The sequence below is a fragment of the Algoriphagus ornithinivorans genome (genome assembly GCF_900115305.1).
Taxonomy (GTDB): domain Bacteria; phylum Bacteroidota; class Bacteroidia; order Cytophagales; family Cyclobacteriaceae; genus Algoriphagus; species Algoriphagus ornithinivorans.
Genome location: NZ_FOVW01000006.1, coordinates 152,423 through 176,258, shown reverse-complemented (window position 1 = coordinate 176,258; position 23,836 = coordinate 152,423). Strand labels below are relative to the sequence as shown.

The following is a 23,836-nucleotide window of genomic DNA, read 5'->3' as shown; positions in this document are numbered from 1 at the left end:
GATTTATACGTTATTTGTTGGTATGAATACGAATATAAAAACCCTTTTCAGCTGCCTGATTTTCATTTTTGGGTCACAAATTGGTAAGGCTCAGACTCCTAAATTAATTTGGGAGATCAATAAAATCGATTTGGGTACTATTCTGGAAGAGCAAGGTCCTGTGACCGCTGAGTTTAAATTCACCCATACCCAGGATTCGATTTTTGTAATTGAAAAAGTATATACCGATTGTGGATGTACCACCGTCGACTTTACCCAGGATAGTTTGAAAGTAGGGGAAAAGGGTTCTGTGATTGTTTCTTTGGATCCCAGTTCTGCAGCAGGCTTTTTCTCCAGAATGATTGTAGTAAAAGGCAATCTTGCCGGAACTTCCGATACACTTTTTATTGAAGGAACAGCTATCCCGTATCCTCAGAATCCCGAACTTGAATATCCCAAAAAACAACAAGGAGTAGGCTTTAGACTCGATAAAGTCAATATGGGGGATGTTTTTACAAATGAGCCTAAAATCAAGGAGATTGAGTTTTATAACTTTTCCAAAAAAACGCTGAATAGCAAACAGTTTCAGTATAAAGGACCGGAACATATTCAGCTTTCTATGGAGTATGATTCTGTAAGGTCGAATGAAAGAGGTATTTTGAAACTGGTCTATTATGGTGACAAGAAAAATGATTTAGGTTTTTTTGAAGATCAATTTCAGTTTTCCTTCAGAAATGGAGAGGAAATCAGCTTGGAAATTATTGCCAATATATTCGAATACTTTCCTCCATTCTCCAGAGAGGAGCTAGGGAGTGTAGCTAATTTATCCATTAGCCCTGTGGAAATCGATCTGAAAGAAATCCCCGCTAATGAAATTGTGAACAAAACAGTGAGTCTCACAAACAAGGGAAAAGAAATTTTGGAAATAAGAAAGGTACAGGGTAATTGTAATTGCTTAACTTTAAGTTTACCAAAAACTCAGATTAATCCCGGGGAGACTGTTGAATTACAAATTACCTTTGACCCTAAAGGAAGAAAAGGAATAGATCAAAGGAATATTTACATTTTCAGCAATGATCCCTTAAACCCTGTTCAATCATTGATACTTAAATCCAGGGTTAAATAGGAGGAATTCTGAGTGGGTTTTTCATTAAATTCTGCGCTATGAAACCGCTTAGATTTTTATTTTTCCTGGCTTTCTTAATCTTTTCAGGCTCTTTTGTTAGAGTTGCAGAACCTACATTCCGTGTAAAACCCTACTTGCAGGTTTTCCAGGATGGAAAAGTTCAGATATCCTGGTTTACCAGTTCCAATACAGCCTCTGAAATTAAGGTTTTTGATAATCAGGGAACCCTGGTTTTGAGTCAAACAATCAATGGGGAAGAGGTACCGGAAATTTTTTACACCAGCCAAGAATTAAACCAAAGTATTGATGGCTTGGATAAGGGCAGTTGGCTTTATCAGGCTCAGGTATTTAGGTTTAGAGTTCAGCTAACCAACCTCAAAACAAATCATACCTATCGTTACCAAGTTATTCGGAATGGGGCCGTATTTGAGTCAAATTTCACCACAGCGCCAGATAAAAGTAATTGGGAAAATATTCGATTTATAGCATTATCCGATAGCGAAACAGAGCCATTGGGTAGAGTCAATCGAAGAGCGTGGTTTCCCAGAGACTTGAGTTATAGACCCTCCGCCAATTCCAGTAAATGGAAGGATAAGTTTGGAGTAACTGTAGAACAGGGGATACCTATTCTCAACTATGCCTTAACTGAAAAAGAAGGCTATGCCCAAAATCTGAAAATCATCAATTCCAGAAACCCCAACTTCATTGTGATGCCGGGTGACTTGGTTCAGGGAGGAGGTTACCAGCCAGCATGGGATGAATTTTGGAGACATAATGCGGGGGATTTTGATAATGGCTTGAGCAAGTATCCCATCATTCCTGCTTTGGGTAATTGGGAAAATTTTGGTGGTATCAGTGGGGGATATGGGAATAATGAAAATGGTCAGTTTGCTCCAGTGGTGGGAAGAAAACGCTTTCATGCCTATTTTGAAACACCTTCATCAGATCCCTTACAGAAGCATAGGCAGAGCTATTACAGAGTAGATTATGGTCCTGTGACTATTTTGACACTAGATTCCTCCAATGGCACACCTGATCAAAGCCGCAGTGATTTTCCAGAGAATTCCAGACTGAAAAACCAGGAATATACTGTGGATGGAACAGATACTCAGGAAAACTTTACCGCCTCACAATATGCCGCAGCAGGAGGAACGGATTTGAGTGGCTTTGGTCCGGGTTCAGAGCAATATGTTTGGTTAGAGGCAAATTTGAAAAGCGCAAAAGAAGCCGGTCAGTTGATTTTTGTGCAGTTTCATCATATTCCTTTTAGTTCGGGTGAGCATGGAGTTCCTATGAATCATGAATTGGCTACCGGTCAAGGAGGAACTCCATTGAGAGTATTACATCCACTTTTTGAAGCCAATGGGGTAATAGCTGTATTGGCAGGACATGATGAGCTATTTGAGAGAAGCCTGGTAGATTTGGATGGGGATGGAAAAGGAGTCTTGTACTATGATGTAGGAGTTGCGGGTGATGGAATGCGGGGAGAAAAGCGAAATTGGCTCAGAAATCCGCTGGAGTTACTCAATTATAATCCTTATAAAAAATGGACAGCTGATCAGAATGAACCCGAACAATGGGACACTTCCGGAGCTACTCCTCTTTTAAAAGATGGGGGGAAACACTATGGACATTTGGAAGTCAATCTGAAAAAGATCCAAGACGGAGGAAAGACATTTGCCCAGATTGACTTTGATCCTGTTTATGCATTCCCTGTGCTGAATAGCAATTATGATCTTGAAAAGGTAGAGCGAAGAGTCTATGGAGATTCTTTTAGAGTGATGGTTGAGCTTTCCCAAACCAGCGAAGTGATTGCTCCTCAATTCAAGGAGAAAATTACTGTTGAGTTAAATGAGAACGGAAATGCAAATACCAAAACTCAAGATTATTTCAACAACACCATTCAGGCAAATTGGACAATTACCTTTTCCAGAGATATCAATTTTTCCTGTGCCGATTTGGCTGGGAGTGAGGTGGAAATCCAAGTAAAGGATGATAAAGGAAATACTTGGACCAAAGTGGTGCTTGTCGCTGTGCTGGATAAAATTCCTCCAAAATTGGTTGGTAAAACACCGACCCAAAAATTGGATCTGATTGTGGGAAAACTGGAGTTAAAACCAGAAGACTTCCTAGCCTCGGCTTTTGATAATTGCGGAGAGATCAGATACGAATTAAGCAAGCAAAGCTTTACCTGTGAGGATGTTGGAAAGAAGCATGTGGTGAAAATCTTCGGCATTGACTCATCCGGGAATCAGTCTTTCATTGAAGTTGAATTCGAACTCCAATCTTTCCAATCCAAGGAATTGTCTATTAGTCCTGCTTCAGGAACTCAAATTCCTTTTGGCCAGCAAAAGTTGGTGACTTTGGGTAATGAATTTGATTATGAGGTCTTGGCATGGTATTACAATGAGGAGGTGATTGCAAACCAATTTGGGAAAAGTATAGAAGTATCTAAGCCAGGTCAGTATTTCACCAAAGTAAAACCCTTGCCCAATGGATGTCCTGTATTCAGTAAGAAAACAAGTCTAACTCAAGGCGATGATCCATTTGCGGTGATTAAAAAAGAAATCATCCTGATTTTGAATCCCAATGGAATTGCTGAGCTAGGCCCAAAATCACTATTTGATAATTGGAATGCTGAACTTGAAAAATACACCTACATTTTTTCAAAAAATCGCTTCACCTGTGAAAATGTAGGAACCAATGAAGTCAAATTGGAGATCAAATCAGGAAATGATCTGCTTTCTGAGTACACGATCATTGTGCTTGTCAAAGATACGCTAGCTCCGGTTTTAACAGTCAAAGAATCATTCCAATTGGAGGTGAAACTGGAAACGGGAAAAGGGATTTTGAAAACATCTGATCTGGTCATTGAAGCCAGAGATATATGCTCTATCAGTTCTTTGACTTTAAGTAGATCAGAGTTTGGTTGCGAGGACATTGGGAAAACCATTCCAGTGAAAGTAACTGCAAAAGATCCTTCCGGCAATATCAAAGAAGCTACCACTCAGGTGAAGGTAGTGGGAGTAGAAACCGCTAAACCAAAAGTGGTGGGAAATCAAGCGCTTTGTGCAGGAGCAACTGGTATTCTGGAGGTTGAAAGTACTCAGGATTTTGAGGTGCTGAAGTGGTTTAGAAACGGTCAGGAAATAGTCGGCGAGAAAAGTAAAAAGCTTGAAATCAAAGAAGGGGGGAAGTATCAAGCGGTAATTCGATATATCGGTGCTTGTCTATCGGAAAGTTTGCCTTTGGAAGTTAGCCTAAAAGAAAGCCCTGGTGGTGAGATTAAAGTGGATGGAGATATCCTAAGGGCGCCGGAGGGAATGGCTTCCTATCAATGGTTTAAGGATGGAGAAAAAATTGCTGGGGCTACCCAAAGAGAGCTGAAAGTTACTGCTATGGGTACCTATAAAGTTCAGGTCACCAATGAAGTAGGGTGCACAGCGATGTTGAAAGAAGTTGTGATGACTATAGCGGGCTTGCCTGGAGGTAAGTTGCTAGTGGAAAACCTGAAAGTTTATCCCAATCCAGCGAAGAACCATGTCAAATTAATGGCGGAAGGTGAATGGGAGCTAGACTCCAATACTGTCTCTATTTTCGATCTTTCAGGAAAAAATGTAAGTCAGCAAATTATTCTAATAAGCGCTAATTTGAGTGAAATCAATTTAGATGTAAGCCTTTTGCCTTCCGGTACTTATAGCGTCATGGTCTTCAGTATTGATCAAAAAGTGTTGATAGGTAAATTGATCAAGTTGGATTGAAAAATAAGTCTGTCAATGAGTAGAGAGATTTTGTTAAGCTGCTTTTCTGAAAGCAGTATTTTCCTTATTCTGCTTTGCCTCCCAATTGCTTCCTGTCTGATCTCACGGAGGGATTTAATAAAGTAATAGAATGGAATTACTGAAATTAAGCAAAAGGTTCAGAATCCGAATACTTCCAACTTCCAGCTAGAATAAATATAGTAAAATCAGCGAATGTTACTATTCAAAGTAATCCATATTCATTTCACCACTGAAAACGAAAAATTTTTTCAAAAGGTTGGTAGACTTTTTTCCAAAATCTTTATTTTTAGTTCAGATTCTTTGTAGAGTTTTGGGATGAAGCTGTTTTTCCGAGATTTGACCACATTAACCGAAAGCTGATTCGGTGTAGTTGGGTTTGAAAATAAAGTTCGATGTGTCGGAGAGATTTTAATTTTTCAAATCCTATTAGGTCCAAACGTAAATCAAAAAGGGAAAAGGAGAATTTTTCGGGTTAAGATTTGAGGAACCGAAGACAAAGGCAAAGATATTATTGAAAGTATTAATTAGCCTTTACCTATCATATTAAGAAATAGTAATCTAAATGACCAAAACGGAAATAGAAGAATATTTGCTTAAGCTTGAACATAAATTGCTGATTGAATCGGAGAGACACGCAATTGAATTAACTCGTAAATGGGCAAATTCATTTCCTAGCGAATCGGCTGTGTATCTTTTTAGAGAAGATGGAGAGATATGTTACATAGGAGAAACAGGAAGTCTGAAAGGTAGAATGGCTGACATTTTAAATACTAAAAATCAAACAGTTAGAAGAAATTTGGGAAATTCTCACTTCTCTGAACTGCCAAATTATGAAAAAGCAAGTGCGCGAAAAAGCTTCACAGATGACATTGAGCTGCTTTTGAATGATCTAATAATTAACCATTTAACAATGTCCTATATTTTAGTTGACCTGGGACGTAAAGAACTTGAAGAAAGGTTATTTGATAAATTGAAACCTAAATATAGTATTAAAGGAAAACGTGGTGAAACTAAAGCGTACTCGAAATCGGAGAAGCAGAGAAAATATAAAAATGCGTATGAAAGATGGGCGAAAGAAGATGACGAGCAATTGGAATTATATTTTTGCGAAGGAAAGTCAATTTCAGAGTTAATTGAGATTTTTGGTCGTAATAATGGAGCAATTAATTCGCGCATTGAAAAACTTGGACTTAAAGAAAAATACAATATGTAAGAAGTCGTTTGACTCATTGGCGGTTGATGGTATTAATTATAGATTAGACCAGCATATATCCTGGTAGCTATCAGAAACAACTTAAAAAAACAAAAAGATCTAATTTTTTTGCCTTCACATGGAAAGACTAAAAAGAAATCTAATAAAACTATATTGAAAAACGGGATAAAGAGAAATTTCGAGCTTTTTAAAAACTTTAATTAGTGCGGACTTGAACCGAATGAAATAAGTGCTTGAGGAAAAAGAAAATTAGCAAACTTGATTAGCGCAGAAACTTGGCAAGAGTTATAATATGGTGAATGGATATGTGCAAAACAGGCAACAACCAAGACTTGAAATTCTAAATGAAATAGCCAACATTTTGGATGTAGACATAAAAGAATTGATAGTCTCAAAAAAGAGTTAACATGAACGAGGCTCAAACTAGAAAAGATTTAATTGACAAACAGCTTTATCAAGCTGGCTGGAATATCCATGACCAAACTCAAGTCATTTCTGAATTTGATATAAAGGTTGATCTTCCTGATGGTGTTAATGAGCCTTTAACACCTTATCAAGGTCACCAATTCTCTGATTACGTGTTACTCGGTAAAAATGGAAAGCCAATTGCCGTTGTTGAAGCAAAAAAAACCTTTACTGATGCCGCTATAGGTCGTGAACAAGCTAAACAATATTGCTACAATATTCAAAAGGAACATGGTGGAGAATTGCCATTTTGTTTTTACACTAATGGGCATGATATATTCTTTTGGGATTTGGGAAATTATCCACCCAAAAAGGTAATTGGCTTTCCTACTAGAGACGATCTCGAACGATACGAATATATTAGAAGAAATAGAAAGCCCCTTGCATCAGAATTGATTAACACTTCAATTGCGGGAAGGGATTATCAAATCCACGCTATTCGTTCAGTTATGGAAGCCATGGAGCAGAAGAAAAGTAAATTTCTTCTCGTCATGGCGACAGGGACAGGTAAAACCAGAACCTGTATTGCATTGGTTGATGCGCTAATGCGAGCTGGTTGGGCTGAAAAGGTTTTATTTCTGGTTGATAGGATTGCTCTTCGAAATCAAGCATTGGATGCATTCAAAGAACATTTACCTAATGAGCCCAGATGGCCAAAGGTTGGTGAAAAGTCAATAGCTAAAGACAGGAGAATCTACGTTACTACTTATCCCACAATGCTGAATATTATCCGAGAGGAAAAGAATAGTTTATCGCCTCACTTTTTTGATTTGATTGTCGTAGATGAAAGTCATCGTTCTATTTATAACACATACCAAGAAGTTCTAGATTATTTTAACACCATCACACTTGGATTAACAGCTACACCCACAGATGTAATTGATCACAACACTTTCGAACTTTTCAATTGTGAAGATGGGCTTCCAACTTTTGCATATTCCTATGAGGAAGCGGTAAATAATATTCCTCCTTACCTGAGTAGTTTTCAAGTAATGAAAATTCAAACCAAATTTCAGGCAGAAGGAATAAGTAAACGCACCATAAGTCTTGAAGATCAAAAAAAGTTGATTTTGGAGGGCAAAGAAGTTGCTGAGATCAATTTTGAAGGAACAGACTTAGAAAAGTCCGTTACGAACAAAGGTACTAACGTGACTATTGTAAAAGAATTTATGGAGGAATGCATCAAAGACCCAAATGGTGTACTTCCTGGAAAAACCATTTTCTTTTGTGCTACTAAGGCACACGCCAGACGTATTGAACAGATTTTTGATGCGCTGTATCCTGAATATCATGGAGAGTTAGCCAAAGTGATGGTTTCTGATGACCCAAGAGTGTACGGCAAAGGTGGTCTTCTGCATCAATTTACTCACAATGATATGCCACGGGTGGCTGTGAGTGTTGACATGTTAGATACTGGAATTGATGTTAGAGAATTGGTGAATCTTGTATTTGCAAAACCTGTGTATTCTTACACTAAGTTTTGGCAAATGATTGGACGGGGAACAAGGTTGTTAGAACCTGCTAAAATAAAACCCTGGTGTCCTGAAAAGGATGTGTTCCTGATTATGGATTGTTGGGATAATTTTGAATACTTCAAACTGAATCCAAAAGGGAAAGAACTTAAAAGTCAAATTCCCTTACCTGTTCGTTTTGTGGGTTTTAGAATTGATAAAATTGAAAAGGCACTAGATAAAAATCGTGAAGATATTTCAGAAAAGGAAATAACACTTCTCAGAGAACAAATTGCAGAACTACCTAAAAAATCAGTGGTAATACAAGACTCTAGAGCTGATTTAGCAAAAATTGAGAATGACTCTTTCTGGAATCATTTGACGCCTGAAAAGTTGGAATTTTTAAGGCACACTATTAAACCATTATTCAGAACTGTTTCTCAAACCGACTTTAAATCCATGAGATTTCAAAAGGATGTTTTAGAAACCTCTCTTGCCCATTTAGCAGAAGAGTCTGAAAAATTTGATGCTCTCAAAGAAAATATCATCAATCAGGTGAGCGAGCTGCCTTTATCAGTAAATATTGTAGCAAGGCATGCTTCATTCATTAAACAAATTCTTTCAAATCATTATTGGTCAGTCATTCAAGATTCTGGATTTGATGAAATTGCTGAAATTATTGCTCCTTTAATAAAATTTAGAGAAGTACAATTAACAAATGAAGGCCCTGCCAAACTGAATCTTTCTGATGTGTTGAAAACCAAAGAAATGGTAGAGTTTGGCCCACAGAATGAAGCTGTGAGCATATCAAAGTATCGTGAAATGGTAGAGGCAAAAATTGCAGAACTTACCAAGCAAAACCCAATCCTGCAAAAAATCCAAGCTGGTGAGATAATTTCAGAAGAAGAAACAAATCTTCTTGCTGAGGAGCTTCATGAAGAAGACCCTCACATTACTGAATCTTTGCTTCGCAAAGTTTACAAACATCAAAAAGCAAAATTCATTCAGTTCATCAAGCATATTTTGGGTATTGAGATACTAGAAAGTTTTGATGAGCAGGTCAGTAAGGCAGTTCAACAATTTATACAAGAACATACGCAATTGACTACTCGCCAAATTGAGTTTTTGCACCTGATGCGAGATTACATTATAGAAAGAGGGAATATTGAAAAGAGGGATTTAATCCATGCTCCTTTCACGATTATTCATCCGAAAGGCGTAAGAGGCATTTTTAGCCCAGGGGAAATAAAAGAATTATTAACACTAACGGAAAAATTCGCAGCATAATGAGCTTAATAAATAGCAATCCACAAATAGCAGCAAAGATTGATGATCTCTGGAACAAGTTCTGGAGTGGTGGAATATCAAATCCTCTAACTGCAATTGAGCAAATAACCTATTTGCTGTTCATGAAGAAAATGGACGAAAATGACTTAGAGGCTCTTGCAAATGCGGAATTTACAGGAGAACCTTATGTCTCAAAATTCGAAGGTACTTTCTACCTTACCAAAGAGGATGAAGAAAAACAGCAGAATGGTATTGAAAAACAAACCTTAAGATGGAGCCAGTTTAAGCGACTACCGTCTGATGAAATGTTGGCACATATTCAAAGAGCTGTGTTCCCATTTCTAAAAAAACTTGATAAAGAGGATTCTCTTTTCGCCCAGCATATGGTCAATGCAGTGTTTATTATCCCAAAACCATCTTTGCTAAAGGAGGCTATTTCTTCCATTGATGAGATATACGAAGAGATGGAAAAGGACTCTAATGAGAAGGGACAAGATTTTCAGGATATTCAAGGGGATGTGTATGAAATGCTCCTAAGTGAGATTGCTTCAGCTGGTAAAAATGGACAATTCAGAACACCAAGACATATCATCAAATTACTGGTGGATTTGGTTGATCCAAAATTGGGTCAAAAGGTAGCTGATCCTGCTTGTGGAACTGGTGGCTTTTTGTTAGGTGCATATCAATACATGGTAACTCAGCTTGATAAGGAAAAAGATAAAAGAACTCCTGATGAAGATGGTTTTATCCGAAACAGTAAGAGTGCGCTGCTAACTGAGGACGTAAAAGAAATATTGGGTAAGAGTTTATACGGATATGATATAGATTCTACTATGGTGCGTTTAGGGTTAATGAACCTCATGATGCATGGAATAGATAATCCTCAAATTGATTACAAAGACACGCTTAGTAAAAGCTATCACGAAACTTCTGAATATGACATTGTGCTTGCCAACCCTCCATTTACAGGAAATATTGATAAGGGTGATATCCATGAAGAGCTCCAATTAAAAACGACTAAAACAGAACTGCTTTTTATTGAGCGTATTTTCAACATGCTTAAAATGGGAGGAACTGCTGGAATTGTAGTTCCGCAAGGCGTATTGTTTGGTACAAGCGGTGCTTTTGTTGAGGCAAGAAAATTAATGATTGAGCAAGCCGAGTTGAAAGCCGTTGTTACTTGTCCGAGTGGTGTTTTTAAACCCTATGCTGGTGTGAGTACCGCGCTTCTTGTTTTTACGAAAGGAGGTGAGACCGAAAACGTTTGGTTTTATGACATGGAATCTGATGGATACACTTTAGATGACAAACGCGCCAAAATAGGCGGATATGGTGATTTACAGGATATCATAACTCAATTCAAGAATAGAGACCCGCGACAGGAAGATGCACGTGAAGGCAAACACTTCTTTGTTCCAAAAGAGGAAATTGTAGAAGCAGATTATGATTTAAGTTATTCAAAATATCGAAATGAGGTTTTTGACGAGATTGAATATGAAAATCCACATGAAATATTAGAAAAGCTTATAGGAGAAAATGGTCTTGAAAATCAAATAATAAGTTCGCTTGAGGAATTAAAGAAGGTAATACAATGAAGTTCATTTACGAAACATTAGGAAATCTTACCTTCAATTTAGACAACAAACGTGTTCCACTAAATTCAAGGGAGCGTTCAGAAAAGAAGAAAATTGGCCTGTACCCATATTTTGGAGCAAACAATATTCTGGACTATATAGATGAATATATTTTTGATGAAAAAATTTTATGTATAGCGGAAGATGGTGGCAGTTGGGGAAGTCAAGAAAGATGCTCTTATATTGTCAATGAAAAATGCTGGGTAAACAACCATGCTCATGTTCTTAAAGAAAATGGAAAAGCACATTTAGAATATCTTTATTTCTATCTAAACCATGCCAATCTTAATAAATACATTACAGGAACAACCAGAGGTAAATTAACTCGCAGAGAGTTGGAAAAAATAATTATTCCGCTGCCACCTACGATTGAAGACCAAAAACGCATAGCAAAAATCCTTTCCGAATGTGAAGCGTTAATTCAAAAGCGAAAAGATAGTATTGGCTTATTGGATGAGTTGTTGAGATCGACCTTTTTGGAGATGTTTGGGGATCCTGTTCGAAACGAAAAAGAATGGGAAATGGTCTCTTTATCCAAATTTGGAACAATCGACAGGGGTGTTTCTAAGCATAGACCTAGAAACGCTCCCAAACTACTTAATGGTCCTTATCCTCTGGTACAAACTGGTGATGTTGCTAATTCAGGAACATACATTGCAACATATAAACAGACTTATTCAGAATTAGGTCTAAAACAAAGTAAGATGTGGCCAGCAGGTACACTTTGTATCACGATTGCCGCGAATATTGCCAAGACGGGCATCCTTGCGTTCAACGCTTGCTTTCCTGATAGCGTGGTTGGGTTTGTTGTTGATCCAAAAGAGGCAACGAATTTATATGTTCATCATCTATTCTCCTTCTTTCAAAGAATTCTAGAGAAAAATGCACCTTCTGCTGCACAAAAGAATATTAACTTAAACATTCTTAGAAACTTCAAAGTACCACAACCACCTGTTGAGCTACAATTAGAATTTGATGAAATTGTGCTTAAAGTCGAAAAAATCAAGATTCAATTTCAATCAAGTTTAAAAGAGCTCCAAAACCTGTATGGCAGTCTTAGTCAAAGGGCATTCAAAGGAGAATTGGATTTAAGTAAAGTAGATATTTCAGATATGGAAGATAGTACACAAGAAAAACCAGAAATGGAACCAATAGGTGACCCAAGATGGGAAGGCAAAGTAGAACTTCAAGATTATCAAGTTCATATTGACGAAATCATTAGAAAAGATTTTGAGAATATTTCCTTTTCATTCAAACAGTTGGAATCTGCCATTGCAGATCGTGGTGTTTATGTTCCGTATGAAGGTGTGAAAGAATTTGTTTTCAAATCTTTGGAAGGCAATGAATCCTTATTGGTTCAGGAACTCGATGAGAAGGATAAGCAAATAGTTTTCAAAATCAGGTCATGAAACTCATTCGCCTTAAAATAACGGATGAACAGGGGTTTAGATCTTTACAAAAAGATTTTGAAATCTACTTTCTTAGAGATTTTGACTACAAGCATTCACATGAATTTAATCCTAATATTCTTGCAGGGCGAAATGGTAGTGGCAAGTCAAACATTCTTGAAGCCTTGTCCAATATTTTCTACCATTTGGACTGCATGTACAATGACTATTTACCTGATGGATTTTTAAAGGATGAAGAAAATGAAAAAGGGTTTGACAATACAGTCGGAGTAGTTGATGCTTTTGAACTTGAATATTTTATTCCCGTGCCAGTTAGATTGATTGATAAAACTTTTGATGAAACTCCAAAAGTTGTTTTCAACGACACGAAAGCACACATTCTCATAGAAAAACAAGCTGGACAAAAACCTTTAGTAACGTGGTTAAATAGAGATGAATATTCATCTAAAAACGAGGATCTCAGTAAAAAAGAAGTTCAAAGATTACTACCTAAGTATGTTCTCGGATATTCCTCGGGTGAAAATGAATTGTTGAGTTTGCCATTCTTCAAGACCAGATTTCTTCATTATGATGAATATGCTGATAAACTTCGTTTTGAAGAGCCATATGGTTATCCTCCAAAACCAGAAGGTAGACTTATCTATTTGGATAAAGAGTTTAGCCAAGCCATTCTATTAGCAAATCTTCTCATGCATGAACCAACCTCAGAAAATGATAAATTAGCCCCATTATTAGAGAATGTAGAGTTAGAAGATATTGATGAGTTTCGCCTAATTATCTGCCAAGATCGCTATCTGGAGCTACATGAAGATATTTTAAGAGATAAAGAAATCACAATTGAAGAGTTGCATGAAGAAAAACGACATTTAACAGAACTAACCTCTAACTTAAAAAGAAGCATTGAGGCACTTAAAAAATGTGCTACCTGTTTTGAACATCAATACATAGAACTAGAAAATTATGAAGAAGGGCGAGAATATTTAGTCCTTGATTTCAAAGTAACCGAAGCTACCAAAGAAGCCTTTAGATTTCATTTTGCCGATAACCCTCTCCAATTATTTCAACTGTTCCAGTTGTTGTTAGAATTGAACGCATATGTAGTTGATGAAAAGGACAAAAAGAGAGTTTACCAATCTAAAAATATTTTCATTAACCATGATATCTATCCAAATTCTCTTGAAGATGACAGAGTGTTGCGGTTCAAGAACCTATGGATAAAAAAGAAAGGACTGGAAAAGTCGCTTTTTACAAAACAACTTTCTGATGGTGAGCATCAATTTCTGCATTCTTTAGGTTTGTGTTTACTTTTCAAAAATGAAAATGCGTTATTTCTTTTAGATGAACCTGAAACGCATTTTAACCCTGACTGGAAAGCAAAGTTCATCTCAAATCTCAGACATTGTTTTTCTCAATCAAAAGATGTCATGCGAGAGATGCTAATTACAACTCATTCGCCTTATTTAGTTTCAGACAGCGAATCAAAGTATGTCCACATATTTGAGAAGGATCAAGGATCAAAGAAAGTTTCTAATCGGTTCCCAGATTTTCAAACTTTGGGTTCGTCTGTAAATAAAATCACAATTAAAGTTTACAACAAGCCAGATACCATTGGAGCTTATGCAAATAGCAAAATTGACGAGTTAAGAAAGGAGTTGGAGACCTCACAAGATAAAGAAGCTTTATTAAGACGAGTTAAAAACGAGATTGGTGAGTCAGTCGAACGTGTTCTTTTTATTAATGAAATCCTTGATCAAATCAACATGAAGTAATGCTGTTCACCTATAAATACATTAAGCATGATATTGAAAAGCTTCAAGAGTTCTTGGATTTTTTGTTCTATGATGTATGGTTGTTTGCAGATGGAGAATTTGATGCTGAAAAATTAAATGGAAATCCAGATTTGAAGCAGATTTATGAAGATTTTGGTAATGTTGACTATGATCCTGCAACTGCAAAAAAAGGGCAGAAAGGTAAATCAGAGTATTTATTTAATAGTTCTATCGAAAAAATATATGCAGAGTTCGCAAAGATTGATGAAGCTTATAAGCTTGAACTCATTGATTTATATCATTACAATAACCACATTGAACTTTTGTGCAGTGACAAGTCGAAACTACCAATTAGTTATGCTCAGATAAAGGCAAAATATCCAAGCCTTGAAAAAGCAATTAATGAATTTTACTCAAAACTTTATGGGCCTGAAAGTCCATTTAATCTTGACGCTTTTGGGCAATTAACCAAAAAGCTCATACCAGACCACTATGAAGCTTTTATGACAGATAACAACGAAGAGGTCTGTCCTTTTTGTGGAATTCTTCCTATCAAAGGAAATAACCATTCTTATCGTGATGCTTATGATCATTATTTACCAAAAGGCTTATATCCATTCAACTCGTTGAATTTCAAAAATCTAGCTCCAATGTGCCATGAGTGCAATTCGACCTATAAGTTAACTGATGATCCTATTTATGAGGACTATAAAAAAATTGATCCTCTAAAGAAAGAAGATAATCGACAATTGGCTTTCTATCCCTATTCTGAAAATCATCCGGAATTAGAAATCAAGGTTGAACTAACCTCAAAGGACATTAAAAACTTACAACCTCAAGACATTAACCTCGAAATTAAGTCTGAAGGTAATGAAGAACAGATTGAATCATGGAAACGAGTATTTGGAATTGAGGAAAGATATAAGGCATTGTGTTGCCATAAAAATGAAGGTCTTGAATGGTTTAATTCAGTAGTGGATGGATTTAATAATGCTAAAGAAATGGGGGTTACTGACTTTTCAAAATGGGTAGAGTTTAAGCTCAAAGAAGCAGGAACGAATAAACTATCGAATTATGGATTCCTAAAAGCACAATTTTTAACTGAATGTAGAGATAAAGGAATATTCAATGCCAACGCCTAGCATCCATACACATTGTCAAGCCGCACAAGCCAGCACTCAAACCAAAGCTTGCCAAAGAGTATGGTTGCCCCAATGCTGAAAAAAGAGAATAAAAGCACGAATACAGATCAAGGTTTATAATTCAAAGCTTCATATCGTCAGCCACGACAGCATATACACTCCGTTCAATCCCCCCTCAACCACAGAAAACCTTAAAAATGAATAAAAAGACCTTTCAGAAAGAGATATATATACCAAGTTTATCACTCCAGCTTTGGAAAAAGTAGGGTGGGATAAGACTACTCAACTTTTGGAGGAAATATCTTTAACGGCAGGTAAAATCTATGTGAGGGGAAAGCTAATTGCTAGAGGACCAAGAAAACGAGCCGATTACATTCTCTATTACAAACCAAATATTCTCCCATTGAGAATAGAATATCTTCCAAGACCAAGCAAAGATTACATCCATGCTGTTCTATTCTAAAGAATTTGCAATTCTATAAAAAAGCAATTCTTAAAAGGCCCAACTCCCCATCCCAATTACAATCGGGATGGGGAGTTCACAATTTCTTACAAAATCCTTATTTAAAAGCCGGAATCCCGGTAATCTCATTACCTAAAATCAGCAAATGAATGTCATGGGTTCCCTCATAGGTGATCACAGATTCTAGGTTCATCATATGTCTCATGATTGGGTATTCTCCGGTGATGCCCATGCCTCCGTGAATTTGTCTTGCTTCACGGGCTATATGTAGAGCCATTTCCACATTGTTTCTTTTTGCCATGGAAATATGCACCGTTTTAGCCTTGCCTTCATTCATCATTTTGCCCACTTTCCAAGCTAGTAATTGAGCTTTTGTGATTTCGGTCAGCATTTCTGCCAGTTTCTTCTGAACCAACTGGAAGCTTGCAATAGGCTTATCAAATTGGATACGCTCGGCAGCATATTTTCTGGCAGATTCATAGCAATCCATGGCAGCTCCGATGGCTCCCCAGGCAATTCCGAAGCGGGCCGAATCCAAACACATCAAAGGAGCTCCCAAACCAGATTTATTGGGTAGGAGGTTTTCCTTTGGTACTTTGACATTATCAAAAACCAATTCACCGGTGCAGGAGGCTCTTAAAGACCACTTATTATGTGTCTCTGGCGTAGAAAATCCTTCCATGCCTCTTTCTACTATCAATCCATGTATTCTACCTTCTTCATTTTTAGCCCAAACCACAGCGATATCTGCTTTAGGAGAATTGGAAATCCACATTTTTGCCCCATTGAGCAAGTAGTGATCTCCCATATCTTTGAAATTGGTTGTCATGCCTGATGGGTTAGAACCATGGTCTGGTTCAGTCAAACCGAAGCAGCCTAGCATTTCTCCTGATGCCAGTTTAGGAAGGAACTTTTTGCGTTGTTCCTCCGAACCAAACTTGTAAATTGGATACATGACCAAAGAACCCTGAACTGAGGCTGTAGATCTCATGCCAGAATCGCCACGCTCAATTTCTTGCATGATCAAACCATAGGCGATATAATCCAGTCCGCCGCCTCCGTATTCCTCTGGAATTTGAGGGCCAAAAGCACCCACATCACCAAATTTCTTCACTATTTCATAAGGAAAATGAGCTTTTTGAGCCCAGTCCTCTATGTATGGAGAAATTTCTTTTTTCACGAAATCTCGAATGGAACCTCGAATCAATTTATGCTCTTCAGTGAGCAAATCGTCCAAATCGAGAAAATCTACCCCCTCAAACGTATCCTGCTTTTGTGACTTATGGATTTCTACTGCCTCCATGGTATTTTGGTTTATTAAAATGAATCTCTGATTTTTGTCGGGAAGAATAAGTGTTCCCGCCTTTCGAAGTAAATAGATAAGCACCTAAAAAACTATCATTTTTCCCAAAAAATCCCCATGCACGAATCCGAATTTGACCCGAAGATATTAGACAAAATCAAGCAGCTGGAAGAGAAGTTCAAAGCCTCCGGTCAGGATATGCTTTCCTATCTTGAAGGGCTGCTATATGCTGATTATTTGACCTATTGGGAATACATCAATTTGGATGTGCTTTTATCCTTACAGCAGCCCAAAACCAGCTTTAAGGATGAGAAAATTTTTATCATTTATCATCAGATTACAGAGCTCTACTTCAAGCTGATCATCTCTGAAATGGAGCAAATTGCCGATGAAAAAGAATTGACCGAGGAATTCTTTCAATCCAGATTAGAAAGGATACTGATGTATTTTGATCATTTGATCAGCTCTTTTGCCATGATGTGGAAAGGGATGGAAAAGGAGCAGTTTTTGAAGTTTAGAATGTCTCTTTTACCTTCTTCAGGTTTTCAAAGTGCCCAGTATAGAGAGATTGAATTGATGGCTACGGATGCTTTTCAATTGGTCACTTTATCCAAAAGATCTCAGTTTGATTATCATTCTCCTGCTGATGATTTATTTGAACACCTGTATTGGCAGCAAGGAGCCATTGAATTGGCCAGTGGGAAAAAGACTTTGACGCTCAAAAACTTCGAACTGAAATACGGGAAGAAATTAAAAGAACTCATTGAAGGCTATAGAAGGAAAAACTTATGGCATAAGTATATGGAGATTGATCATCCATCCGATGAGTTGACGGATTTAATGAAAAAGTTTGATCTTAAAGCGAATGTATTTTGGCCTTTGGCGCATTATAAATCAGCCGTTAGGTATTTGCAAAAAGATCCGGTGGATATCGCTGCTACTGGTGGAACCAACTGGCAAAAATACCTGCCTCCGCGCTTTCAGAAGGTGATATTTTATCCGGAGTTGTGGACAGAAAAGGAAATGGAAGAGTGGGGGAAAGGCTGGGTAGTGAAAGAGATTTTTGGAGAGAATGAATAAGGAGAGAGGTTATCTCAAAGCTTTATTTTGCCACATTGAGCTTTCCGACAATTGAATGGGGTCGAAATGTGGGCTATAACGATAGAAATGGGCTTCGACTCCCTGCCTGCGTCAGGCAGGTGCTACCAATGACAGATTAAATTAAATTCCGAAATAATTGAAGTTTCGGAATTTAATTCTTCCTTATCGAAAATTTGTTTTAACTCTATCAAGCACTTACTGCTTTAATTAAGCATTTTCTTTTTTCTCTTCGTTCTTTTGCCTTGAAGCAAAAGAACCAAAAATTCAAGACGCAGCAAAGCTCCAGCCGCACCGGGCCGGACGCTGGCCCGCTGCTGCGTCAGCCCACCGCGCCCTCATTAAATAAGTTTTTTCTAAAAGAGATGGATTTCAATTGCTAAAAGACAAAAGACGAATCCATATTGGATGAATTCGTCTTATCATTTTATTGTATGTTCAAAGAATATTGAAGACACAGGCTGACACCAGAGGAATTTATTTGATAGCCTCTTTTCAACTTAGAATCCTGAAGCTGCATCATCCCCTCTGGGATCTGCACCGCCTTCCAGTTTTCCATTAGGTAGCTTTAAAATAGCATCTACCTTTCCAATAATTGGATTATTGTTTTCCAAGATGATATATCCTTTTGACTTTAAGTTTGAGATCAAGGTGGTATCAAAAGAATTTGGCTCAAAGCTGACTAAATCGGGGAGCCATTGATGATGAAATCTCGGTGATTCCACGGCTTCCTGCATACTCATCTCAAACTCATAGACATTCAAAATTGTCTGAACCACAGATGTTATAATAGTGGATCCTCCCGGAGTCCCTACCACCATCCATAATTCACCCGCCTTTTCTACAATAGTAGGGGTCATGGAGCTCAGCATGCGTTTTCCCGGAGCAATGCTATTCGCTTCAGCTCCAATCAACCCAAACATATTGGGCTCTCCAGCTTTGGAGCTGAAATCATCCATTTCATTGTTCATAAAAAAGCCCAGTTCATCGATATACACCTTGCTTCCATAAGCTCCATTTAAGGTGGTCGTTACGGAGATCGCATTGCCTTCTTGATCTACAATGGAGTAGTGGGTAGTTTCCATGCTCTCGGCAAAGGCTATTTTTCCTTCAGAAATATCTTCTGATTTAGTTGCCTGATCCAATGAGAAATCCTCCATTCTTGCTCGAAGATAGGAGTCATCTAATAGGTCATCCACGGGAATCTCTACAAAATCAGGATCGCCCAGATAGTAGTTTCTATCCGCATAGGCCCTTCTTTCTGCTTCCACCAGTACTTGGATGTATTCAGGGGAATGATGCCCCATAGACTGCAGATCGAAAGGCTCCACCATTTTAAAAATCTGACCGATTGTAATACCACCAGAACTCGGTGGCGCCATGGAAATAATCTTCAGATCTTTATAATTGAAAATAATAGGATCTCTCCATGCTGCCTCATAGGAAGCCAAATCTTCCTCGGTAATGATCCCTCCCAAATTCTGCATGTGTTTGACAAGAATTTGAGCTGTTTCACCTTTATAGAATTCATCCTTTCCATTCAAGGCTATTCTCTTCAAGGTTTGTGCTAAAACCGGGATTTTTAAAGTGTCTCCTGCATTGATTTTCTGTGCAAAGAAAGTTTCAGGTCCATTGACTTCGATAAAGGTATCTCTCAATCTATCAAAGCGTTCCGCTTGTCTTTGGGTTACCACGAATCCTTTTTCGGCGAGTTCAATCACAGGTTGAAGAACCTCAGCAGGGCTTAGTTTTCCATACTTCTCTTGAGCTGTGAAGATACCTGAGATTGTTCCGGGAACTCCCGAGGCTAAGGCCCCTTGGGTACTTAAGCCAGGAATAATATTTCCATCTTCATCCAAATACATGTCCCTGTCGGCGGCTAGGGGAGCTTTTTCTCTATAATCTATAGATCCAGTGCTTCCATCGGCCATTCTAAATACCGCAAATCCTCCTCCTCCTAGATTACCTGCAAAAGGATAGGTCACAGCCAGCGCCATTTCAGTTGCCATCATCGCGTCAAATGCATTCCCCCCTTTTTGAAGGATTGCTGTGCCAATATCTGAGGCCTCTTTTCTTGCAGATACGATCATGGCTTGATCAGCTATCAATCCTTGTGTTTTTTCAGCCTCAGGTTGTTTCTCGGAACAAGAAAACAACAAAAAAGCTATTGCATAAACTTGCAATAGCTTGATCGATTTAAAACTCTTAATCATTGAGTAGGGTGTTATTGAATAATTTAAGAATTCTCTTGTATTCATCTGTCCAGGAGCTAGGCTCCACAAATCCATGATCCTCGACTGGGTAAATAGCCATTTCCCAATTGTCTTTTCCTAATTCTATGAGTCTCTGGGATAATCTAACTACGTCTTGGAAGTGAACATTCACATCTACCATTCCATGCGCCATCAAAAGGTTCCCTTTCAAACCTTCCGCAAAATAGATAGGAGAGGATCTTCTATAAGCTATTGGATCTTCTTCAGGAGTATTGAGAATATTGGAAGTATATCCGTGATTGTAATGTGCCCAATCGGTTACTGAGCGAAGGGCAGCTCCGGATTTAAAAACCTCAGGAGCAGTAAATAGTGCCATAAGCGTGATAAAGCCTCCATAGCTACCTCCGTAAATTCCAATTCTATCAGCATCTACCCCATACTTTTCTACTAAATGTTTGGCGCCGTCAACTTGGTCAGACAAGTCCTTTCCTCCCATATGTCTATAAATGCCCGTTCTCCAATCTCTTCCATATCCAGAAGAAGCTCTATAGTCTATATCCAAAACGGTGTAACCCAAATCTGTCAAAAGATTATGGAACATATATTCCCTGAAATAACTGCTCCACCATTTGTGTACATTTTGAAGATATCCAGCTCCATGTACAAAGATGACAGCAGCTCCATTTTTCTTTGAGGCTTCTGGCTGATAAATTCTCGCAGGTACCATCGCACCATCTTCAGCCTGGAATCGAATAATTTCCGGATCTCTCCAGTTATAAGCTTTGAATTCCTCACTCTGTCCGTTGGTAAGTTGAACAGGTTTGGCTCCGGGTTTTAAGTCCTGAATGTAAAGCTCCTCGGGTCGGTTACTATAAGAATGAATAATAGCCATTTTACTCTGATCCGGAGATAGACTTACCTCATTATTTCCGGTCATGGAAGTGAGCTGGACCTTTTTTCCTCCCATAAGAGGCATTTGGTAAAAATGTCTTTCTCCAGGATCTACCTCAGAACTAGTAAAGAACCAACTTTTTTTATCTCTGGAAATGAAAGGATCAAATACCTCGTAGGCACCTGAAGTCAAAGCCTTTTTATTTCCATTTTCTACATTTAAGAGATATAGGTGAGAATATCCGCTTTCTTCAGATTGAAAATAAATATGCTTGCTATCTGGGAGCCAACCTAAGGTTCCTCCTGAAAAAGTCCAGCCAATTCCAGGTCCTGCAATCCAAGCCTCATCTCTTTGCCTGTCCAAATTTTTTAATTCACCTGTTTGAAGATTTACCTCAGCAATCCATCGGTCCTTATTGTCAAAAGATCGGGCTTGAACGATTGCTCTTTTTCCGTCAGGAGAAAATATGGGTCCAAAAAGAGATAATTTTCTATTTGTGCTATCCCATTTTTTGTCTGGGTAGTCTTTGGTGTAATCAGGAAGATCCTGTAGACCAGGAAGCTTCGAATAATCTATGAAATAAACGCTGTCTCTTTTCAGGTCATAAATCCCGATTTCCGAAGTGGTAGGATCGGTACCTACTTTTGGTCTCGCATTTAGGTCTTCTGTATAACCTGAGGCAGCGACATAGTCAGGTACTTTCGTGTTTTTGTTGCTGGATGAATTATAATAGGTGAAGCTTGCAAAGTTGCCATCAGGTGAAAGTTGGAGGTTAGCCGGACTTTTTCCCTCGGTGTAATAGACAAATTTTTCCTCCGCCTGTTCTCTGGTAGCCTCTCTGTAGGCTGCGCGTTTTTTCTCCGCCTCCTGTCTTTCTTTGACCACTTGAAGAAGCTCTAAATTTTCAGCTTCCACAAATCCTTTAACCTGCTCTGCTTGGGTAGCATTAGATTTTTTGGAAGGTTTAGAACCAGAGGATATTTGAGTGACCTTTTTAACAACTCCGGTACTAAGATTAAGCGTGAAAATATTTTGATCAGAGACAAATGAGATCAAATTTTCATCCGCCAAGAAAGTTGGGTTTGAAACCCTTGAGTGCCAACTTAACAGAACCTTTTTCTGGCCTGTTTTCATATTTTCCAAAGAAATCTGGTCTGATGCACTCAAATAAACTCTCTGAGAATAATCAGTATTCCAATTGGCCTGATCTCTCCTCATGGCACTCTCTTCTTTCCAGTTCACTTTCTGGATTTGTTTTGGAGAGCTTATTTGAATCTTGTAAGTGGAATCAGCAGGATTTTTTTCTGGATTGTATTGGAAATAAATAGTTTGACTATCATCACTCCATCTTGCTCTACTTGGGAAAGTACCCATCCATTGAGGATCCCGCATGATGTATTCCACGCTTAATTGAGATTGGGCAAAAAGGGGAGAGGATAGGCATATAAATGCCAGGATAAGTAGACAATTACGAACCATGCTTGTTAAATATTAATCAAGAGTTTTGACGAATTTTTTCAATTCATCCTCAATGGTTAAAAGGTGATTTTGAAGTTTTGCATTCAGAGGAAGTGAGTTGGGTATATCCGCCTCAATTTCCTCCAGCAATTTCCTAGTCTTGATAGCTCCTATATAGCTCATGCTAGGCTTTGCCTTATGACATCTTTTTTTGATGATTTCAAATTCCTTTTTTTCGTAAAAATCCCCTAACTCCTTGAGGTCATGGACGTTGGTTTCCAGAATAATTTGGATCATATCCCTGATCATATCCGGATCATCATCTCCAAAATATTGGTAGATGCTTTGTTCACTGATTAGCTGATACATGAGCAATTTGACTAGTCAAAATAAAAATGATTGTTTGGTACCTATCCTTAAAATTAAAAACATTTTTCAATATCAGGGATTTCTTAATCAAAGATTCCATAAATCAGTTATAAAGATGTGTGTTTACTGGTTAAACATTAATTTTGAACCAGAATAAGGAAGTACTGTTATGAAAAAGAACAAGAAAGTCTTTTTGATAGTCTTTGTGATATTCATGCTAATCATGCTTTGGATTGGTTATGATATTTCTCAAAGAACTACTTTCCCTGGCTCAAAAGGGAATCTAAAAGAACGTATTACAACAGGAGAAGAATAAAAAGTCAATGACTGGAAAGAAGATAGATGTAGATAAGTTGGATCTGGAACGCATGAAGGATAAGACGACCGAGGAACCCGGAACTCTTCCCTATGCTCATCATTCGGGCAGTGCTCTGATCAAACCTGAAGATAAGGGTAAAATTACGGGCAGAGCCGTGGCTGCTATGCAAAGCCAAACTGATATGCAGATGGCTCAAATCTATGAGCAGATGCAGCTTTTGGCCGATCAGGCAAAAAAGATTAAAGCCCGGGTAGAGGTTTCTGAACGGATTTATCAAGCATCCATTGCATTCGAACCTTTAATTAACCATACCTACTTTCTTTACCAGAAAGAGGATGGTTCCGATTTTTTGAGCATGATAGCCCCTGAAGAATGGGGAAGAAAGAAAGACTTTGCTGCTTTTGTGGCTGAAGTAAAATTACTGGCAGACCATACTTGGGAAGTTGTCAGAGAGAATATATAGT

15 protein-coding genes and 2 pseudogenes are annotated in these 23,836 nt (G+C 38.1%); 13 read left to right on the top strand and 4 right to left on the bottom strand.

All coding sequences use genetic code 11. The annotated features are described in order from the left end of the window. Positions 1–22 precede the first annotated feature (22 nt). From BM073_RS10755 to BM073_RS18235, 10 genes and pseudogenes are all read left to right on the top strand, one after another. The gene (locus BM073_RS10755; protein ID WP_091654020.1) at positions 23–1,105 is read left to right on the top strand and encodes a DUF1573 domain-containing protein; all 1,083 of its coding nucleotides are present in this window, start codon (positions 23–25) and stop codon (positions 1,103–1,105) included. 38 nt (positions 1,106–1,143) lie between these two features. Then, the gene (locus tag BM073_RS10750; RefSeq protein ID WP_091654019.1) at positions 1,144–4,866 is read left to right on the top strand and encodes a T9SS type A sorting domain-containing protein; all 3,723 of its coding nucleotides are present in this window, start codon (positions 1,144–1,146) and stop codon (positions 4,864–4,866) included. Between the two features lie 583 nt (positions 4,867–5,449). Beyond that, positions 5,450–6,100, top strand: coding sequence for a GIY-YIG nuclease family protein (locus tag BM073_RS10745; protein WP_091654017.1), 651 nt, complete (start codon positions 5,450–5,452; stop codon positions 6,098–6,100). 274 nt (positions 6,101–6,374) lie between these two features. Continuing rightward, positions 6,375–6,506: pseudogene (locus tag BM073_RS18240) on the top strand (transcriptional regulator); the annotation flags it as partial. 1 nt (position 6,507) lies between these two features. Next, positions 6,508–9,303 carry a type I restriction endonuclease subunit R gene (locus tag BM073_RS10735; RefSeq protein ID WP_091654015.1) on the top strand — a complete coding sequence of 932 codons (2,796 nt, stop codon included), beginning with the start codon at positions 6,508–6,510 and terminating at the stop codon, positions 9,301–9,303. Further along, complete coding sequence (locus BM073_RS10730; RefSeq protein WP_091654013.1) at positions 9,303–10,898, top strand: type I restriction-modification system subunit M; 1,596 nt, start codon at positions 9,303–9,305, stop codon at positions 10,896–10,898. The genes BM073_RS10735 and BM073_RS10730 overlap by 1 nt, the downstream gene beginning before the upstream one ends. Further along, the gene (locus tag BM073_RS10725; protein WP_091654008.1) at positions 10,895–12,346 is read left to right on the top strand and encodes a restriction endonuclease subunit S; all 1,452 of its coding nucleotides are present in this window, start codon (positions 10,895–10,897) and stop codon (positions 12,344–12,346) included. The genes BM073_RS10730 and BM073_RS10725 overlap by 4 nt, the downstream gene beginning before the upstream one ends. Next, positions 12,343–14,115, top strand: coding sequence for a restriction system-associated AAA family ATPase (locus BM073_RS10720; protein ID WP_091654006.1), 1,773 nt, complete (start codon positions 12,343–12,345; stop codon positions 14,113–14,115). The genes BM073_RS10725 and BM073_RS10720 overlap by 4 nt, the downstream gene beginning before the upstream one ends. Beyond that, positions 14,115–15,257 carry a hypothetical protein gene (locus BM073_RS10715; protein WP_091654003.1) on the top strand — a complete coding sequence of 381 codons (1,143 nt, stop codon included), beginning with the start codon at positions 14,115–14,117 and terminating at the stop codon, positions 15,255–15,257. Before BM073_RS10720 ends, BM073_RS10715 begins: the two co-directional genes overlap by 1 nt. Before the next feature lie 226 nt (positions 15,258–15,483). Then, a pseudogene (locus tag BM073_RS18235) lies at positions 15,484–15,711 on the top strand (hypothetical protein); the annotation flags it as partial. A 106-nt stretch (positions 15,712–15,817) separates the two neighbouring features. On the opposite strand, the gene BM073_RS10705 reads toward BM073_RS18235, so the two are convergent. Beyond that, positions 15,818–17,023, bottom strand: coding sequence for an acyl-CoA dehydrogenase family protein (locus BM073_RS10705; protein WP_091654325.1), 1,206 nt, complete (start codon positions 17,021–17,023; stop codon positions 15,818–15,820). A 117-nt stretch (positions 17,024–17,140) separates the two neighbouring features. Here BM073_RS10705 and BM073_RS10700 point away from each other — a divergent pair, with 117 nt between their 5' ends. Next, positions 17,141–18,103: a tryptophan 2,3-dioxygenase family protein gene (locus BM073_RS10700; protein WP_091654001.1), complete on the top strand. Its 963-nt coding sequence runs from the start codon at positions 17,141–17,143 to the stop codon at positions 18,101–18,103. 518 nt (positions 18,104–18,621) lie between these two features. Here BM073_RS10700 and ggt read toward each other — a convergent pair. Genes ggt through BM073_RS10685 form a run of 3 tightly spaced genes read right to left on the bottom strand, consistent with a single transcriptional unit; the run spans position 18,622 to position 23,053 of the window. Beyond that, a complete protein-coding gene (gene ggt, locus BM073_RS10695; protein WP_091654324.1) occupies positions 18,622–20,334 on the bottom strand; it encodes a gamma-glutamyltransferase in 1,713 nt (570 codons plus the stop codon). Continuing rightward, positions 20,327–22,705 carry a S9 family peptidase gene (locus tag BM073_RS10690; protein WP_091653998.1) on the bottom strand — a complete coding sequence of 793 codons (2,379 nt, stop codon included), beginning with the start codon at positions 22,703–22,705 and terminating at the stop codon, positions 20,327–20,329. The genes ggt and BM073_RS10690 overlap by 8 nt, the downstream gene beginning before the upstream one ends. A gap of 12 nt (positions 22,706–22,717) precedes the next feature. Further along, positions 22,718–23,053, bottom strand: coding sequence for an Hpt domain-containing protein (locus tag BM073_RS10685; protein ID WP_091653995.1), 336 nt, complete (start codon positions 23,051–23,053; stop codon positions 22,718–22,720). A 169-nt stretch (positions 23,054–23,222) separates the two neighbouring features. On the opposite strand from BM073_RS10685, the gene BM073_RS18100 reads away from it, so the two are divergent. Both BM073_RS18100 and BM073_RS10680 read left to right on the top strand, forming a co-directional pair. Beyond that, on the top strand, positions 23,223–23,369 hold the full coding sequence (locus BM073_RS18100) for a hypothetical protein (protein ID WP_175557892.1): 147 nt from the start codon (positions 23,223–23,225) through the stop codon (positions 23,367–23,369). Between the two features lie 7 nt (positions 23,370–23,376). Further along, on the top strand, positions 23,377–23,835 hold the full coding sequence (locus tag BM073_RS10680) for a DUF2452 domain-containing protein (RefSeq protein ID WP_091653991.1): 459 nt from the start codon (positions 23,377–23,379) through the stop codon (positions 23,833–23,835). Position 23,836 lies beyond the last annotated feature (1 nt).

Bases quoted from the DNA above. Each gene is read 5' to 3' on its own strand.
- BM073_RS10755 (WP_091654020.1), top strand. From the start codon at position 23: ATGAATACGAATATAAAAACCCTTTTCAGCTGCCTGATTTTCATTTTT.
- BM073_RS10750 (WP_091654019.1), top strand. From the start codon at position 1,144: ATGAAACCGCTTAGATTTTTATTTTTCCTGGCTTTCTTAATCTTTTCA.
- BM073_RS10745 (WP_091654017.1), top strand. From the start codon at position 5,450: ATGACCAAAACGGAAATAGAAGAATATTTGCTTAAGCTTGAACATAAA.
- BM073_RS10735 (WP_091654015.1), top strand. From the start codon at position 6,508: ATGAACGAGGCTCAAACTAGAAAAGATTTAATTGACAAACAGCTTTAT.
- BM073_RS10730 (WP_091654013.1), top strand. From the start codon at position 9,303: ATGAGCTTAATAAATAGCAATCCACAAATAGCAGCAAAGATTGATGAT.
- BM073_RS10725 (WP_091654008.1), top strand. From the start codon at position 10,895: ATGAAGTTCATTTACGAAACATTAGGAAATCTTACCTTCAATTTAGAC.
- BM073_RS10720 (WP_091654006.1), top strand. From the start codon at position 12,343: ATGAAACTCATTCGCCTTAAAATAACGGATGAACAGGGGTTTAGATCT.
- BM073_RS10715 (WP_091654003.1), top strand. From the start codon at position 14,115: ATGCTGTTCACCTATAAATACATTAAGCATGATATTGAAAAGCTTCAA.
- BM073_RS10705 (WP_091654325.1), bottom strand. From the start codon at position 17,023: ATGGAGGCAGTAGAAATCCATAAGTCACAAAAGCAGGATACGTTTGAG.
- BM073_RS10700 (WP_091654001.1), top strand. From the start codon at position 17,141: ATGCACGAATCCGAATTTGACCCGAAGATATTAGACAAAATCAAGCAG.
- ggt (WP_091654324.1), bottom strand. From the start codon at position 20,334: ATGATTAAGAGTTTTAAATCGATCAAGCTATTGCAAGTTTATGCAATA.
- BM073_RS10690 (WP_091653998.1), bottom strand. From the start codon at position 22,705: ATGGTTCGTAATTGTCTACTTATCCTGGCATTTATATGCCTATCCTCT.
- BM073_RS10685 (WP_091653995.1), bottom strand. From the start codon at position 23,053: ATGTATCAGCTAATCAGTGAACAAAGCATCTACCAATATTTTGGAGAT.
- BM073_RS18100 (WP_175557892.1), top strand. From the start codon at position 23,223: ATGAAAAAGAACAAGAAAGTCTTTTTGATAGTCTTTGTGATATTCATG.
- BM073_RS10680 (WP_091653991.1), top strand. From the start codon at position 23,377: ATGACTGGAAAGAAGATAGATGTAGATAAGTTGGATCTGGAACGCATG.